This window comes from Nocardioides jejuensis (assembly GCF_004337475.1).
GTDB lineage: Bacteria > Actinomycetota > Actinomycetes > Propionibacteriales > Nocardioidaceae > Nocardioides > Nocardioides jejuensis.
In genome coordinates, this window is the sequence record NZ_SJZJ01000001.1 from 1 (window position 1) to 16,611 (window position 16,611).

11 protein-coding genes are annotated in these 16,611 nt (G+C 71.8%); 8 read left to right on the plus strand and 3 right to left on the minus strand.

The features are described from left to right. Window positions 1-2,179 (plus strand): choice-of-anchor G family protein (locus tag EPD65_RS00005; protein ID WP_131580666.1); only part of this gene is annotated, 2,179 nt, incomplete at its 5' end. A 68-nt stretch (window positions 2,180-2,247) separates the two neighbouring features. Here EPD65_RS00005 and EPD65_RS00010 read toward each other — a convergent pair. Together EPD65_RS00010 and EPD65_RS00015 are read right to left on the minus strand one after the other, a co-directional pair. Then, window positions 2,248-3,081, minus strand: coding sequence for an SDR family oxidoreductase (locus tag EPD65_RS00010; protein ID WP_131580668.1), 834 nt, complete (start codon window positions 3,079-3,081; stop codon window positions 2,248-2,250). A gap of 43 nt (window positions 3,082-3,124) precedes the next feature. Continuing rightward, entirely contained in the window at window positions 3,125-3,712 is a 588-nt protein-coding gene (locus EPD65_RS00015) for a TetR/AcrR family transcriptional regulator (protein ID WP_165872821.1), read from the minus strand. 148 nt (window positions 3,713-3,860) lie between these two features. Here EPD65_RS00015 and EPD65_RS00020 point away from each other — a divergent pair, with 148 nt between their 5' ends. From EPD65_RS00020 to EPD65_RS00040, 5 genes are read left to right on the plus strand one after another with little or no spacing between them, the layout of a single operon-like run. Next, complete coding sequence (locus tag EPD65_RS00020; protein ID WP_131580672.1) at window positions 3,861-4,508, plus strand: hypothetical protein; 648 nt, start codon at window positions 3,861-3,863, stop codon at window positions 4,506-4,508. Next, entirely contained in the window at window positions 4,505-6,142 is a 1,638-nt protein-coding gene (locus EPD65_RS00025; RefSeq protein WP_131580674.1) for a DNA polymerase Y family protein, read from the plus strand. The genes EPD65_RS00020 and EPD65_RS00025 overlap by 4 nt, the downstream gene beginning before the upstream one ends. A gap of 14 nt (window positions 6,143-6,156) precedes the next feature. Beyond that, window positions 6,157-9,543, plus strand: a complete 3,387-nt coding sequence (locus tag EPD65_RS00030; protein WP_131580676.1) for an error-prone DNA polymerase — start codon at window positions 6,157-6,159, stop codon at window positions 9,541-9,543. A gap of 56 nt (window positions 9,544-9,599) precedes the next feature. Then, window positions 9,600-11,822: a fibronectin type III domain-containing protein gene (locus EPD65_RS00035; RefSeq protein ID WP_165872822.1), complete on the plus strand. Its 2,223-nt coding sequence runs from the start codon at window positions 9,600-9,602 to the stop codon at window positions 11,820-11,822. Between the two features lie 16 nt (window positions 11,823-11,838). Further along, the gene (locus EPD65_RS00040) at window positions 11,839-12,228 is read left to right on the plus strand and encodes an OsmC family protein (RefSeq protein ID WP_131580680.1); all 390 of its coding nucleotides are present in this window, start codon (window positions 11,839-11,841) and stop codon (window positions 12,226-12,228) included. A gap of 1 nt (window position 12,229) precedes the next feature. Here EPD65_RS00040 and EPD65_RS00045 read toward each other — a convergent pair whose 3' ends face one another. Beyond that, complete coding sequence (locus tag EPD65_RS00045; RefSeq protein WP_131580682.1) at window positions 12,230-14,482, minus strand: polyprenol monophosphomannose synthase; 2,253 nt, start codon at window positions 14,480-14,482, stop codon at window positions 12,230-12,232. Between the two features lie 68 nt (window positions 14,483-14,550). On the opposite strand from EPD65_RS00045, the gene EPD65_RS00050 reads away from it, so the two are divergent. Together EPD65_RS00050 and EPD65_RS00055 are read left to right on the plus strand one after the other, a co-directional pair. Further along, entirely contained in the window at window positions 14,551-15,231 is a 681-nt protein-coding gene (locus EPD65_RS00050; protein WP_131580684.1) for a response regulator transcription factor, read from the plus strand. Continuing rightward, window positions 15,228-16,610, plus strand: a complete 1,383-nt coding sequence (locus EPD65_RS00055) for a sensor histidine kinase (RefSeq protein WP_131580686.1) — start codon at window positions 15,228-15,230, stop codon at window positions 16,608-16,610. Before EPD65_RS00050 ends, EPD65_RS00055 begins: the two co-directional genes overlap by 4 nt. Window position 16,611 lies beyond the last annotated feature (1 nt).

Consider the following 16,611-nt stretch of genomic DNA (forward strand, 5'->3'; position numbering starts at 1 on the left):
GCACCTCGACCAGGCCCTGCACGGCGAGGAGACGGTCGACGGCCCGCTGCTCGCACCGGAGGTCAACCGCCCGGGTGACCCGACGGGTCTCAACGCGCAGAAGCCGAACACCGAGCTGGTCGATGACGAGATCTACCCGATGATCGCCGAGACGGTCCACGACCTGATGGAGGAGGTCTACACCGTCGTGATGAAGGCGGTGGACGGTGCCCTCGCCAGCGTGACCGTCGACCTCACCGCGACGCTCAACCCGCTATCGGGCCAGAGCGCGACGGCGAAGTGGAGCGTCAACCTGATGGGCCAGCCCACCGCCCCGACGTGCACCGGTGTCGGGACCACCAGCGGGCTGCTCTGCACGACGCTCGCAGCGGCCATCGTGGTGGCCAACCCGATCGTCACGAAGCTCGTCGCCCCGCTGCGGGACTTCGTGCTCAGCGACGCCGGCCACCAGGTCTTCGCCCTGGCGGTCGACGACATCAAGACGGGACTCATCACGATCCCCGTCCGCAACGCGCTGGCCCCGTTCTTCGACGTCCTCGCCAAGGTCGTCTCGCTGCAGGTAAACCACCAGGAGTCGGACGCCTGCCACCTGCCCGACGGCAGCACCGGCGTGAGCAGGCTCCGCATCTCCGCGCTGAGCCTGGCGATCCTGCGCTCGCAGCACGTCGCGACGATCAACCTCGGCAACGCCGGCAGCAAGGTCGACGCCTGTACGCCGGAGGCGTCGGCGAACATCGTCGAGATCGCCTCGGGTCCGCGCAGCCTCGCGGACGCGGGCTACTCCGAGGCGACGTCGCCGGGCAACCCGGGACCCAACCGCGGCGGCGCCAACGTCGGCGTACTCGGCAACCGCACGGTCAACCTGGGTGGTGCCGACGTCCCGCTGAACCAGTTCATCGACTTCGGCCAGCTGGCGACCCTGCTCTCGGAGTCGACCGCAACCACCCCCGAGGACGCACGTGCCGTCACTGGTCTGGCGGGTGCTGACGGAGCGGTGTCGCTGGACAACGTCAACGGCTCCACGTCGAACCCGGCATCGATCGACCTGCTGTCCATCGTGCGCAAGGCGGGCATCAGCGGACTCACCGACCAGGCCGTCGACCAGCTCCTCCTGAAGGTCGGCGTCAGCGGATCGGAACTGCAGGCCGTCAAGGGCAAGATCCTCGACCCCGACGGCGTCGGCGGCCTCGGTCGCTACCGCGTCGGCCAGGCAGATCTGTTCCTGCACTCGCCGCTCGTCCAGGGCGCGGCTCCGACGATCTACGACGGTGCCGGGCAGATCGACCGCGCGGTCGAGAAGACCCTGAACCCGCTGCTCAGCCTGACCAACCTGACCAACGCCCTCCCGGGCGGCACCAAGGTCACGGCACGGGTCCGGTCGAACATGCAGGACCAGATCTTCAAGGCGATCGTGGCCCAGCCGCTGACCACGAAGAACCACGTCCTCACGGTCGACTTCTCGACCGGCAAGGTCACGGTGCACCTCGACCAGGCCCTGCACGGCGAGGAGACGGTCGACGGCCCGCTGCTCGCACCGGAGGTCAACCGCCCGGGTGACCCGACGGGTCTCAACGCGCAGAAGCCGAACACCGAGCTGGTCGATGACGAGATCTACCCGATGATCGCCGAGACGGTCCACGACCTGATGGAGGAGGTCTACACCGTCGTGATGAAGGCGGTGGACGGTGCCCTCGCCAGCGTGACCGTCGACCTCACCGCGACGCTCAACCCGCTATCGGGCCAGAGCGCGACGGCGAAGTGGAGCGTCAACCTGATGGGCCAGCCCACCGCCCCGACGTGCACCGGTGTCGGGACCACCAGCGGGCTGCTCTGCACGACGCTCGCAGCGGCCATCGTGGTGGCCAACCCGATCGTCACGAAGCTCGTCGCCCCGCTGCGGGACTTCGTGCTCAGCGACGCCGGCCACCAGGTCTTCGCCCTGGCGGTCGACGACATCAAGACGGGACTCATCACGATCCCCGTCCGCAAGGCGCTCGACCCGGTCCTCCAGGTCGTCGACAACGCCTTCTCGATCCAGGTCAACCACCAGCAGAAGGGCACCTGTGGTGACGGCAGCACCGGTTCGATGGACCTCTCCGCACTGAGCGTGGCGGTCCTCCGGCCGGCGGCCGGGCCGAGGATCAACTTCGGCAACACCAGGCTGCACCTGGGCTGCTGAACAGCTGCAGCAACGACGGCGGGGCCGCCTCCCCCAAGGAGGCGGCCCCGTCTCTCTGTCGGTCTGCGTCAGGCCTTCGCGGGTACGCCGGTCGCCTTGCGCAGGACGGCGTCCAGCACGGGCGTGGGCGTCGTGCCGCTGAGGGCGACCTGGGCCTTCGGGCCGAAGCCGACGACGTACCGGGCGCGGGGGCTGCGCGAGGTGATCGCCTTCTCGATCGCACGGGCGACCTTGTCCGCCGGAACGGCGAGCTTCTGCGAGAGCGGGATCATCTTCCGGAAGCCGGCCAAGTGGGGGCGGTAGAGCTCCTGCGCGGCGGGCGACATGCCGGCGATGACCTCGTCCAGGTCGGCGTCGGCGTTGTGCCAGATGTCGGTCGACACCTGCGCGGGCTCGACCAGGGAGACGCGGATCCCCCACGGACGCAGCTCCATGCGCAGCGCGTCGGCAGCACCTTCGAGCGCAAACTTCGAGGCGTTGTAGGCGCCGGTCAGCGGGGTGGCGACGCGGCCGCTCAGCGAGGAGGTGAAGACGATCCGGCCACGGGAGGCGCGCAGCTGCGGGAGCAGGGCCTGGGTCACCGCGAGCTGGCCGATCAGGTTGATCTCCATCTGCTCGCGCAGGGTCGCGACGGACAGCCCCTCGAGCGGACCGATCTTCGCGACACCGGCGTTGTTGACCAGCGCGTCGAGCGTGGTCACCTCCGCGGCCACACGGGCGATCTGCTCCGCGTCGGTGATGTCGAGGAGCACCGGGGTGATGCGTGCATCGAGGGCGACGAGCTCGGCGCCGTCCTCCTCACGGCGCACGCCGGCGAGGACGTCCCAGCCGGCAGCGGCGAGACGGAGGGACGTGGTGCGACCGATGCCGCGCGAGGCGCCGGTGATGAGGACGGTGGGCATGCCGCGGACTCTAGTGCGCAGCACCGACCGGCCGGCGCGACGTTCAGCCGACCAGGAGCGGCATTGCCTCGCGTACGCGGGCGACCAGGGCACGCGGGGCGTTCTCGTCGCCCTGGAAGTGTTCCTGCAGCGCGCGCTGGAAGAGCCCGTCGACCAGCGCGTACGCCGTCGCCGCCTCGACGCGGAGCCGCAGGCCGGACAGGCGGGCGTAGGTGTCGAGGACGCGGACCACCATCGCCTCGATGAGGGCATCGATCTCGGCGAGCGCGGCACCGTCGACGGAGCCGAACCAGCCCTGCGTGCGGACGTCGTACCAGAGGCGGTGCAGGCGGCCGTCGGTCACGAGCGAGTCGACCAGCCGCTCCTCGAAGGCCGCGAGCACCCCGGCCGCGGTGGTGACACCGTCGATCGCCGCGTCGTAGCGCTCGACGCAGCCGGTCTTGAAGAGCCGGACAGCTTCGAGGATGAGCGCCGACTTGTCCTTGAAGTAGTAGTGCAGGACCCCGTGCGAGTACGACGAGCGCTGGGCGATGTCGCGGACGCCGGTGTTGGCGTAGCCGGTCTCACTGAGCACCTCCAGCGCCGACTGCGCCAGGTGCGTGCGGCGGTCGCCGACGCGCGCAACGGTCATGCATCCACCCCCCTTGAAATCACCCGAAGTCGGACAAAATCTAACGGGCTCACACGCCCTTCCGCTGAGGAATGGGCGCATTCGTCAGCCCTCCACACCTCGCCTCCTTCCGATTGACATGTTCGAACGTTTGTTCGAACATGGAGGTGTGACAGCAGCCCTCGACCTGGCCCCCGAGCCGGGCGCCTCCCCGGTCCCCGACCTGGCCGCGTTGCGTGCCCGGATCCGGCGCCTCGAGGGGGCCGAGTCCCCCGGGGACGTGATCGGTTTCGGGGTGCCCGAGGCGCTGCGATCGGCGTTCCCGACCGGTCTGCGCGCCGGGGCGACGTATGCCGCGACGGGGTCGCTGACGCTGGCCCTGATGCTGCTCGCCGAGGCCTGCTCCCAGGGGGCGTGGAGCGCTGTCGTCGGGCTGCCGGGGCTCGGCCTCGAGGTGGCCACCCGGATGGGGCTCGACCTCGACCGGACGCTCTTCGTGCCGGCGCCGGGCGACCAGTGGGCGACCGCGGTCGCGGCGCTGGCCGAGATCGTCCCGGTGGTGCTGGCCCGGCCGGTCCGGCTCGTCCCGACCGAGGCCTCCCGACTCACCGCACGACTGCGCGAGCGCGGCTGCACCCTGCTCCTCACCGAGCAGCCTCCGTCCACCTGGCCGGCGATGCAGGCCACCTTGCACGCCTCCCCCGCCGGCTGGCGCGGGCTCGGCGACGGCCACGGGTGCCTGCTGCAGCGTCGGCTCGCCATCCAGGTCAGCCAGCGCACCGGTCGCACCACGCGCCATCACCTGGAGGTCTCGTGACGCCCGGCGGGATCCAGCGCGCCCTGGCCCTGTGGTGCCCGGACTGGTCGCTGCTGGCCACCCGCACCGAGCACGGGCTCGACCCCGACGTCGCCCTGGCCCTGATGGACAAGGGCCGGGTCGTGGCCCGCTCGGCTGCCGCCGACGTCGAGGGCGTGACCGTCGGGCTGCGCCTGCGCGAGGCGCAGGCGCGGTGCCCCGGCATCACCCTGCTCCCCCACGATCCGCTGCGCGACGCGCGTGCCTTCGAGCCGGTGGTCCGCGCCGTCGACGAGGTCATCCCCGGCATCGACGTACGCCGTCCCGGCCTGGTCGCCGTGCACGTCGCCGGCGCTGCCCGCTACTACGGGGGCGAGGAGGTCGCGGCCCGGGCGCTGGCCGACCAGGTGCGCGGTGTCGCCGGGCTGGTCGACGTCCGCATCGGCATCGCCGACGGCATCCACGCCGCCGAGCTGGCAGCGCAGACGACGACCGCCGCCGCACCGCTGCGGGTCGTGCCGGCTGGTGCGTCGCGGGCGTTCCTCGCCGCGATGCCGCTCGACGTCCTGGCAGACCTCCCGGGAGCCGGCCCCGAGCTGGTGACCCTGCTGAAGCGTCTCGGGCTGACCACGCTGGGCGACTTCGCGGCCCTCCCCGGATCCTCGGTGCGGGCCCGGTTCGGGGTGCCCGGCATGCAGGCCCACGACCTGGCTCGCGGACGTGAGGTCGCGCCGGTGCGTGCCGCAGCAGCCCCGTCCGACCTGACCCGTCACGTCGTCTTCGAGCCCGGCCTCGAGCGGATCGACCAGGTCGCGTTCGGGTGTCGCACGATGGCCGAGGAGTTCATCGCCACCCTGACCACGCGCCAGCTGGTCTGCTCGCAGGTCCTCGTCTCTGTCTTCACCGACGACGACACCACCACGGGCCGCGCCCACAGCGACCAGGTCTGGACCCACCCGCGGCACTTCAGCTCGACCGAGGTCGTCGACCGGATCCGGTGGCAGCTCCAGGGAGCCGCCTCCACGGCGCTGGCGGCGCCGACGACCCGCCAGGGTGCCGTCATCCGGGTCGAGATCGCTCCGCTCGCCCTCGACGATGCCGCCGCCCATGCGGGTGGGTTGTGGCGTGACGGTCCGGCCGACCGGATTCACCACACCGCCACCCGCCTGCAGGGTCGCCTCGGCCACGACGGCGTGCTGACCGCGGCCATCGGTGGCGGTCGGCTGCTCGCCGAGCGCACCCAGCTGCGACCGTGGGGCGAGGCCGCCCCGTCAGCCACCATCCGCAAGGCCGACCAGCCCTGGCCGGGCAGCCTGCCCGGGCTCGCACCGACCCTGGTCTACGACGAGCCGGTGCCGGTGCGCCTGCTGGATGAGGTCCGGTCGATCGTGCGCATCGGCAGTCGGGGTGACCTCTCCGGTGCCCCGGTCTGGCTCGACCCCGGCGCCCTCGACCCGACCGGCGGCGGCCCCCGGCGCGTGACCGCCTGGGCCGGCCCCTGGCCGATCCGGCAACGCTGGTGGGACCCGTCCGAGACCCGCCGCGTCGACCGCGTGCAGCTTGTCGACGACCACGACCAGGCCTGGCTCCTGCTCTACGAGCAGCTCGGCACCGACGACGAGGAGCCGTGGTCGGCCGAGGGCCGTTATGACTGAGCGAGCCGGCTGACATGGGCTGGAGCAACCCGCCGATCTCCTGGAAGGAGATGGAGCGGATCCACAGTGGTCGCCCATCCAAGCCGCCCGTCAACGGGCGCGACGAAGCACCGGTCTCACGCAAGCGACAGCCGTTCCGCGCGCCGGCGGTCGAGCAGGTGGTGTCGACGACCCGCTACGCCGAGCTGCATGCGCACTCGCACTACAGCTTCCTCGACGGCGCCTCCTCCCCGGAGGAGCTGGTCATCGAGGCAGCGCGGCTGGGGCTGCACGGGCTCGCACTCACCGACCACGACGGGATGTACGGCGTGGTCCGCTTCGCCGAGGCCGCCGAGGCGTACCCCGCCCTGCAGACGATCTACGGCGTCGAGGTCTCCCTCGGTCTGCCTGCTCCGCAACAGGGCGTGGCTGACCCGGTCGGCGACCACCTCGTCCTGCTCGGGCGCGGACAGGAGGGCTACCACCGGCTGGCGGGTGCGCTCACCGACGCGCACCTCGCGATGGGCGCGGAGAAGGGGCGGCCCGTCTACGACCTGGCTGCCCTGGCCTCGTCGACGCACGGACAGGTCATGGCACTCACCGCCTGCCGCAAGGGAGCCGTCCGGCGTGCCCTCACCTCTGCCGTCGACGCCACGACGGGCGAGATGGCCGCGGAGCGCGAGCTGGCCCGGTTGCGGGAGCTCTTCGGTCGTGACGGCGTGGCGGTCGAGCTGCTCGACCACGGGCAGCCGCTGGACTCCCTGCACAACGACGCCCTGGCCCGCATCGCCGCCCGGCTCGGTCTGCCCACGGTCGCGACCACCGGCGCCCACTACGCCCAGCCGTCGCGGCACCCCCTCGCGACGGCGCTGGCCGCCGTGCGCGCCCGACGGAGCCTGGACGACCTCGACGGCTGGCTGCCCGGCGGCGACGGGGCGCACCTGCGCAGCGGTGACGAGATGGCGCACCGGTTCCGCCGCTACCCGGGCGCGGTCGAGCGCACGGCGGAGATCGCCGACGACCTCGCCTTCCCGCTGCGTGCCGCCAAGCCCGGCCTCCCGAAGCTCGACCTGCCCGGCGGCCAGACCCCGATGGAGCGGCTGCGCGAGCTCGCCTGGGCCGGCGCGGAGAAGCGCTACCCCGGCTACGGCGACGACGTACGGGCCCGGCTGGAGAAGGAGCTCGACGTCATCGAGCTCAAGGACTTCCCCGGCTACTTCCTGATCGTCCACGACATCGTGCAGTACGCCCGCGGGCGCGGGATCCTCTGCCAGGGGCGCGGCTCGGCGGCCAACTCCGCGCTCTGCTTCGTCCTCGAGATCACCTCGGTCGACTCGATCTTCTACGGGCTGCCGTTCGAGCGGTTCCTCTCGCACCTGCGCGACGAGGAGCCCGACATCGACGTCGACTTCGACTCCGACCGGCGCGAGGAGGTGATCCAGTACGTCTACGGCAAGTACGGCCGCCGCAACGCCGCGCAGGTCGCCAACGTGATCACCTATCGCCCGAAGAACGCGGTGCGCGACATGGCCAAGGCGCTGGGTTTCTCGCCGGGCCAGCAGGACGCCTGGTCGAAGTCGATCGACTCCTGGGGCTCCGTCGCGGTCGACGACGCCTCGATCCCCCGGCAGGTCGTCGAGATGGCGCAGGAGGTGCTCACCTTCCCCCGCCACCTCGGCATCCACTCCGGCGGCATGGTGCTGACCGACCGCCCGATCGGCGAGGTCTGCCCGATCGAGCCGGCCCGCATGGAGAAGCGCACGGTCCTCCAGTGGGACAAGGACGACTGCGCGTGGATGGGGCTGGTGAAGTTCGACCTGCTCGGCCTCGGCATGCTCGCCGCCCTGCAGTACTCCTTCGATCTTGTGGAGCAGCACCTCGGGGAGAAGTGGACGATCGAGACGCTGCCGCGCGAGGAGCAGGGTGTCTACGACATGCTCTGCCGCGCCGACTCGATCGGCGTCTTCCAGGTCGAGTCACGCGCCCAGATGGGCACGCTCCCCCGGCTCAAGCCACGCTGCTTCTACGACCTGGTCATCGAGGTCGCCCTGATCCGCCCCGGCCCGATCCAGGGCGGCGCGGTCCACCCCTACCTGCGACGTCGTGCCGGTGAGCCGTGGGAGTACGACCACCCCCTGCTCGAGCCCGTCCTCGAGCGGACCCTCGGCATCCCGCTCTTCCAGGAGCAGCTGATGCAGATGGCCGTCGCGGTCGGCGGCTGCGACCACGCCGACGCCGACATGCTGCGCCGGGCGATGGGCTCCAAGCGCGGGGTGGTCCGCATCGAGGCACTCAAGGACCGGCTCTTCGCCGGCATGCGCGACAACGGCCTCAGCGAGGAGAAGGCCACCGAGATCTACGAGAAGATCCAGGCCTTCGCCAACTTCGGTTTCGCCGAGTCGCACTCGATCTCGTTCTCGGTGCTTGTCTACGCGAGCTCGTGGATGAAGCTGCACTACCCGGCGGCGTTCCTGGCCTCGCTGCTGCGCGCACAGCCGATGGGCTTCTACTCGCCCCAGTCGCTCTCTGCCGATGCCCGGCGCCACGGGGTGACGGTGCTGGGCCCCTCGCTCGACCTCTCCGGCGTGCACGCCGGGCTCGAGCGCCTTCCGTCGTACGCCGGACCGGCCGGCCTCGACGCCTGCCTGAGCTTCGAGCAGCCACCCGTCGGAGAGTTCGACCGGCACGCGCCGGACACCACGACCAGCCACCACCGCGACCTCGGCTGGGGCGTGCGGCTCGGGCTGGCCGACGTCCAGCAGATCGGCACGGAGGTGGCGGAGCGGATCGTGGCGTCGCGTGCCGCCGATGGCCCGTTCCGCGACCAGGCGGATCTCGCCCGCCGCGTCGACCTGACCACGACCCAGCTCGAGGCGCTGGCGATGGCGGGCGCCTTCTCGGAGCACCGCCGCCAGGACCTCTGGACCTCCCGCGAGGCCTCGGCGCTCGCTCCCGGCCAGCTCGACCTGGGCGGGCTCTCCTACCAGCCACCGCTGCTGCCGATGCTGACCGAGGCCGAGCAGCTCGTGCAGGACCTCGCCACGACCGGCCTCTCCCCCGGCGACCACCCGCTGCGCCACCTGCGGGCAGGCCTCGACAGCCGCGGCGTCGTGCCGATCGACCGGGTCGGCGCCATCGAGTCGGGGCGGCGCATCGAGGTCGCCGGCCTGGTCACGCACCGCCAGCGACCGGGCACCGCGGGCGGGGTCACCTTCCTCAACCTCGAGGACGAGACCGGCCTGCTCAACGTGGTGGTCTCCCCCGGCGCCTGGGCCCGCTACCGCCGCGTCGCGCGGACCTCGGCCGCCCTCGTCGTACGCGGGATCCTGCAGCACACGCAGGACGGCGTCCTCAACCTCGTCGCCGACCGCTGTGAGCAGCTGATGGTGCGCGCATCGCCGAGGTCGCGCGACTTCCGCTGACACTGTCCGTTTCGTCACCTAACCTCGGAATGCGCACCACACAGGGGGAAACACAGGTGAACCGACTCATTCGCACCATGGCCGGCGGCACGCTCGGCACGCTGCTCGCCATGACGGGCATCGCACCCGCCCAGGCGGACGACACCGCGGCGCCGACCCCGAATGCACCGACCGCAGTCACGCTGTGGATGCGCTCGCCCGACACCTACCACTGGGCGCCGATCTCCTTCGCGTACACCGACCCCGACTCGAGCAGCGTCACGGCGACGCCGTTCGAGATCCGCAACAGCGACGGCACCCTGGTCCACACCGCGACGCCCACGCACACCGCCCGCTCCGCACAGACCGGCATCGCCGGCAGCTGGGGAATCACCTGGGACGGCACCAGCAACGGCGCGTGGGTGCCGGGCGGCACCTACACGGTCACCACGACGCTGACCGACAACAGCGGCCACGCCACTCCCACCTCCGCGCAGATCACCCTGGAGGCGGTGCCACCGGCCACGATGCAGGTCGTCCCGACCGGCACCACGAACGTCCTCGACTTCGTGGCCACGCCGCCCGAAGGAGTCCAGCTCCGCGACTGCAGCGCGATGTCGACGAAGTACTACAAGTGGCAGTGGGACGGGTCCGTCGGGGACGACGGCACCTGCCACACCCTCGTCGACGCGAGCGCCCTCCCGGCCGGTGAGCACACGATCGCGCCGAACATCTCGCGATGGACGCCGATCAACTACCGGCCCTACGTGCCGCCGCCGATCACGATCACGGTCGTCGACGGCGGAGCGCCGACGGTGGTCGCTCCCGCCGACGTGACGGCGTACCGCTCCCGCGCGACGGCGTACGAGACGAAGAACCTCGAGTACACCGTCTCCGACAACTCACTCGTCGACGGCGTCGCCTGGGTGACCGATGCTGCCGGCACCACGGTCCTGCCCGAGCAGGTCCTGCCGCGGCAGCCGAAGCACACCTTCACCTGGAACGGCAGCGTCGACGACCACGCCCTCCCCCCGGGTGCCTACACGGTGCACTCGCGCTTTACCGATGCCTACGGCAACACCACCGACGGATCGCCGGTGACGCTGACCCTGCGCGACGCCAACCCGGTCGAGCAGCTCCAGCCGACCGACGGCGAGAGCGTGCTGATGGGTGAGGTGCCGATCGAGTTCCGACCGGCCAGCGCCCCGACCGAGACCGTCACCCGGATCCGGGTGGTCCTGCTCAGCACCGCCTGCTGTGGAGGACCACTCGACGGCTATCTCCAGTCCCGCTACATCGACGCCCCCGACGCCGACGGCAACTGGCGGATGCGGTGGCCCGTCGGCGACGTCGAGGCCGGTGACTACGACCTGTACAACGAGGTGACCTGGCAGGACCCGTCCGGCGCCAGCCACGCATTCACCACCGGCAAGCGGGCGGTCCGGGTCGACCCCGTGACCATCCCCCTCACCATCGATGCGACCTCCGATGCCCCCGACACCGCCGATGTCGCGATCGAGACCTCCAGCCCGCACAGCGAGGACCTCGACGTCACGATCGACTGGGGTGACGGCACCTCCCCGGAACACCACACCGTCTCCTCGCCCTATCAGTCGGGCACGGACCGCAGCCACTCCTACGCCCGCGGAGGCAGCTACACCACGCACGTCACGGTGACCGGCTCCGACACCAGCTCCTCGGCGAGCGACACCGTCACCGTTGCCGGTGACGGCAACGCAGTGACGCCGGCAGCGCCCACGGGCGTCACCGCGACGCGCGGCAACCAGACGCTCGCCGTCGCGTGGACCGCCCCCGACGGCCCCGTGAGCTCCTACACCGTGCTCTGGACAGCCGACGGATCGAGCTGGACGTCGAAGAGCGTGCCCGGCACCACCACCACGCTCACCGGTCTGGTCAACGGCCGGCTGTACGCCGTCGCCGTTCGCGCAGTGAACGCTGCCGGTCAGGGCGCCCTGTCCCCCGTCGTCTACGCACGACCAGACGCCGTCCCGCCCCCGATCGCGTCGGTGAAGGGCACGGCCCGCTCGAAGTCAGCGCTGATCTCCTGGACGTCGGGCACGGTCACGGCGTCCTACGGGCGGCCAACGGGATTCGTCGTCCAGCGCTACCGGGCCTCCGATGCCCGCTGGGTCACCGTCCGCACGGTCGGCGTCTCGACGCGCTCGGTCACCATCAAGTACCTCACGCCCGGCACGCCCTACCGGTTCCGGGTCCGCGCCACCAACGATGTCGGCGTCGGCACGCCGAGCCCGACCGTCAGGGTGCGACCGACCCGCTGAGGTGCATCATCAGGAGATGGACCTCTCGCCGTTCGGCGTACGTGTCTCGGCCGGCTCGCTGCGCCGCGCCGACGGCGGCGTCGTTCTCCCCCACGTCTGGACCGACGCAGGCGTCGCCACGACGCCGGTGAGCAACGGCGCACAGGCGCTCCACCTCGCGGTCGCGTTGTGCGTCCTCAACGACACCTTCCGCGAGGCCAGGTCGCGCGACATCACGCTCGACGGAGTCGCCGTGACGGCCGACGGTGCGTTCGACGAGGAGTGGCGGTCGACGGGCATCACCTACAGCGTCGAGCTGGCCACGCCTGCCTCGCCAGAGGAGCGTGCCGCGCTCCTCGCAGTCGTCGACGAGGCGGCCGAAATTCCCCGCGCGCTGCGGTCCGCCACGACGGTCACGCGGCGCTGACTCAGACCGGCCCACCGACCGCGTCGCCGAGATCACGCAGCCGGAAGATGCGCCAGTCCCCGATCCGCTCGACCTCGACGTAGCCGTCGCGCAGGACGGGCTCCGCGAGAGAGGCATCGATTCCCCACGATCGCAGCGGGTGTGCGCCGGCGATGACCCAGGTCGGCCGGTCAGGTCCGGACAGCACCGTCGTCAGACCTGCCAGCTGGGCATCACGGACCCGGACCGGAAGACTCCACAGCTCGCTGTACGGGCTGCGCAGACCCGCGTCCCGGAGGATCTGCGACTGTCCGTAGGCGACGACACCGGTGTCGCCCGGCCGGTCGTGCCCGGCGAGCCACGCAGAGACCTCCTCCGTCTCCGACTGGTTGTTCGCCTCGCGATGCACGAGGGCGGTCGTGGTCACGACCACGGACGCCGCCATGACCGCCAGCACCGCGAGGTACGCCGAGAGGTGCGCTCGCCGGGCACCGGAGAGTCCGCGAGCGACGAGGAACACCGTGCCGGGAACGCTGCCGATCAGGTAGTGCAGCCAGTAGCTGCCACCGGCGACCACGCCGAACGCCTCCCACGCGAACAGCGCGGCCGCGACCCAGCCCACGGGGAAGCTGCCCACGCGCGCGCGTCCCGTACGTCGGAGCGCCGCGAGCACCAGGAGCAGCGGCACACCGCTCCACAACCACGCGAGGGCCAGCGTGTGCGCACGCTGCGCCGTATTCGGCGAGGCCTCGGCGGCGATCACCGAAGCGGCCTGGATGCGGAACGTGACGACGGCGTCCCAGACACCCAGCGGCGAGGTGCCGTGCAGCCACGCGAAGCCGAGAACGATCGCCAGCAGGCCGCCTGCACCGGCGGCGAAGGCAGCACCCGCCCGCAGGGCAGTGCCGCGCTGACCACGAGCAGCGAGCCACACCAGGGTGACGCCTGCGACGACGAAGACGTCGAGCACGTTCTGCTTGACCAGCCCGGCCGCCATGGCGGCAACGCCTGCACCGACCCACCAACGCAGCGGCGCGCCGGTGCGGGTCGCCGACACGAGGCAGCAGAGGCCGGCCAGCACGAAGGGGACGGCGAGCAACTCACCGTTGACGTGCTGCGCGCCGAACAACGGGGCGTCGAGCAGCAGGAGTGCCGTCGTCGCCGTCACGGCCGCGGCGGCACGCCGCGAGCTCAGCTGACGGCCGAGCACACCGGCCAGCGCGACGGCGGCCATCACCGCAACCATGCCCAGCACCCGCAGCGGCACCACGCCGCCGCTCAGCTCGGCGGCCCGGAACAGCATGAGCAGCAGCGGCGGACGATCAACCCAGTAGTCGCCGTACAGCGAGGTCCCGGGGTGCCACTGGCCAGCCACCGTGAGGAAGCCCGCCTCGTCCGGGGACAGCGAATGGTGCACGAACGGGGCCCGCAGCAGGCCGGCGAGCAGGACGATCCCGATCACTAGCAGGTGGCGGTGGAGCCACCCGACGATCTCCGCCAACCTCCAGCGGGCGATCAGCGCGACCGCCTCGCCGGCAACGCCGGGGCTCATCTTCGACGCGCCCGCGACCCGCTCCACGAAGGTGATCGGGTGCTCGGCGACGCTCAGCCCGGCGCGCTCGGACCGCCACGTGTTCTCGACCTGGAAGCCGTATCCGTCCGCGTCGCTGTGCAGGACACCAGCGGTCCGCAGCGCGTCGGCCCGCCAGGCGCGGAACCCCGCAGTGGAGTCCCGCGTACGCAGCCAGAGCATGGAGCGTGCGTACGTGTTGGCGCCCGCGGACAGCACCTTCCGGCGCAGCGGCCAGTTCTCCGTGCGGCCGCCGCGGACGTAGCGCGAGCCGATGACGAGATCGTTGGTGGCGAGGCCGCTGACCATCGCCGGCAGCGCGTCCACGGGGTGCGATCCGTCGGCATCCATCTGGACCACGAGGTCGTAGCCGTCCTCGAGGGCACGCGCGAAGCCCGCGCGGTACGCCGCACCGAGGCCGTCCTTCGCCGTGCGTGGGAGCAACCCGAGCCAGACGCCGTACGCCGGGTGGTTGCGCACTAGGTCGGCGGTGCCGTCGGGGCTGCCGTCGTCGACGACGAGCACGTCGAGCGTGACGCCCACGGGCATCACCGACCGGACCCCCTCGATCCCCGCCAGCAGGACCGGCAGCGAGTCGATCTCGTTGTAGGTGGGGACCACCACGACGGCGCGCTGCGGGGTGCCCGCGGGGTGGGTCGCGGGCCGAGTGACGGAGCCGGAGAAGTGGGCGGACGTCGTGGTCATGTAGCCGAACGTAGGAACCGCCACCTGTCAGGAGCATGAACAGCCCGCGAACCCGGCAGAGTGGCCCCATGCAGATCCTGATCGCGGAGGACGACCCGCGCCTCGGCCCCCTTCTCGTGGAGGCGCTGACCGAGGCGGGCTGGGAGGCCGAGCTCGTCGCGGACGGGCGCGCGGCGTTCGGCCGGGCCCTCCCCGGCGGCCTCGCCTACGACGTTCTGCTGCTCGACTGGATGCTGCCCGGGATGGACGGCGTCACGGTCTGCCGGCGCCTGCGTGAGCTCGGGGTGACGACGCCGGTCCTGCTGCTCACCGCGCGGGGCGCTGTCGCCGACCGGATCGACGGGCTGGACGGCGGTGCGGATGACTATCTCGCCAAGCCGTTCGACCTCGGCGAGCTCCTCGCGCGCCTTCGTGCGCTGCACCGCCGGAGCACGATCGCGGAGCCGGAGGTGATCCGGGTCGGCGACCTCGTGCTCGACGTAGAGGGTCGTTCGGTCAGCCGGGGCGACACCCCGATCGAGCTCTCCGTGCGCGAGTTCGACATCCTCCGCGTGCTCCTCGCGAACGCCGGCAAGGTGGTCTCGCGCTATGACCTCTTCGACCGGGTGTGGGACGGCGAGACCGACATCGCGAGCAACGTCATGGACGTCCACCTGGCCCGGATCCGCGCCAAGATCGACAAGCCCTTCGGCACCGACACGATCACGACGGTGCGGGGTGCTGGTTTCCGCGCGGAGCTGCCGTCATGAGGCGACTCCCCCTGCACCTCCGGCTCGTCGCTGGCTTCACAGCCGCGATGTTCGTCCTGCTCGCCGCGGCCGGTGCCTTCGTCTACGAGCGGGTGGAGGACGCGCTCGACCGCGGTCTCGACGTCGAGCTCGAGCAGGCCACGAGCGCAATCCGCCCCCTCGTCGACGCGGACGGCCGCGTGCTCGACCGCGCCGAGGCCGCTGCGACCGGCGCGGACTGGCAGGTGCTGCGCCCAGGCCTGACGCCCAGCGCCGTACCGATCGTCGACGACGCCGGCGGTGCCGCGCCGGTGCTCTCGCTGATCGGCGGCTCGCACCTGCCGGCGAGCGGCGCGCGGACGTTCGACATCGGCTCGATCCTGCCCGGTGGCGACTCCCCGGCGATGCGGGTCCGCGTCTATCGGCTGAGCCCTGAGGGACCCGTGCTGCTGGTCGCCGTACGCCGCAAGCACCGCGACGAGGCACTCCGCGAGCTGTTCGTCCAACTGCTGCTGGCGGGCCTTGGCTCCCTCGCTGTGACCACGCTGATCGGAGGCCTGCTCGCCCGCTCCGCCCTGCGGCCGGTCGAGCGCTACCGCGCCCGCGCCGCGGAGATCGCCGAGGGCCAACAAGGCCTCCGGCTCGATGTCCCGACCGGACGGGACGACGAGGTGACCCGGCTGGGCCACACGCTCAACGCCATGCTGACCGCACAGGAACAGGCCCTCGAGCGCGAACGCCGCTTCGTCCAGGACGCCAGCCACGAGCTGCGCACGCCGCTGACGCTGCTCAAGGCACGGATCCAGATGACCCGCAGCCGGCCCCGCGACCGCGAGGCCTACGAGCGGGCCCTGGACGAGCTGGGGGCCGACGTCGAACGGCTCGCCCAGCTCAGCGAGGACCTCCTCGAGCAGGCCACCCCGGCCGGATCCCTCGACCCGGTCGACGTCGCCGCGGTCACGCGCGAGGTCGCTGCGCAGCGACGCGGCGTGCAGGTGGACGCCGCCGCGCCCGCCACGGCCGCCGGCCTCGACGAGCGCGCCCTGCGACGTCTCCTCACCAACCTGCTCGACAACGCGGCCTTGCACGGTGCTCCGCCGATCACTGTCGCGGTCGACACGATCGGCGACCACGTCCGGCTCTCCGTCGAGGACGCCGGCGCCGGTCTGACGGCCGAGATGCTCGGGGCCGTGACCGGTCGGTTCACGCGCGCTCCCGAGGCCCGGGGACGCCGTGGCTCGGGGCTCGGCCTGGCGCTCGTCGAGCACGTGGTCAGCGCGGCCGGAGGTGAGCTGCGGTTGTGCTGCGACGGCGAGCACGCGTCGTACGGGACGGCCGCGGAGGTCCCGTGCGAGCACGGGGAGCGCATGCGCGTGACCGTGCTGCTGCCGGCCGGGTGAG

Coding starts and splice junctions, on each gene's coding strand:
- EPD65_RS00010 (WP_131580668.1), bottom strand. CDS start 3,081: ATGCCCACCGTCCTCATCACCGGCGCCTCGCGCGGCATCGGTCGCACC.
- EPD65_RS00015 (WP_165872821.1), bottom strand. CDS start 3,712: ATGACCGTTGCGCGCGTCGGCGACCGCCGCACGCACCTGGCGCAGTCG.
- EPD65_RS00030 (WP_131580676.1), top strand. CDS start 6,157: ATGGGCTGGAGCAACCCGCCGATCTCCTGGAAGGAGATGGAGCGGATC.
- EPD65_RS00040 (WP_131580680.1), top strand. CDS start 11,839: ATGGACCTCTCGCCGTTCGGCGTACGTGTCTCGGCCGGCTCGCTGCGC.
- EPD65_RS00045 (WP_131580682.1), bottom strand. CDS start 14,482: ATGACCACGACGTCCGCCCACTTCTCCGGCTCCGTCACTCGGCCCGCG.
- EPD65_RS00050 (WP_131580684.1), top strand. CDS start 14,551: ATGCAGATCCTGATCGCGGAGGACGACCCGCGCCTCGGCCCCCTTCTC.
- EPD65_RS00055 (WP_131580686.1), top strand. CDS start 15,228: ATGAGGCGACTCCCCCTGCACCTCCGGCTCGTCGCTGGCTTCACAGCC.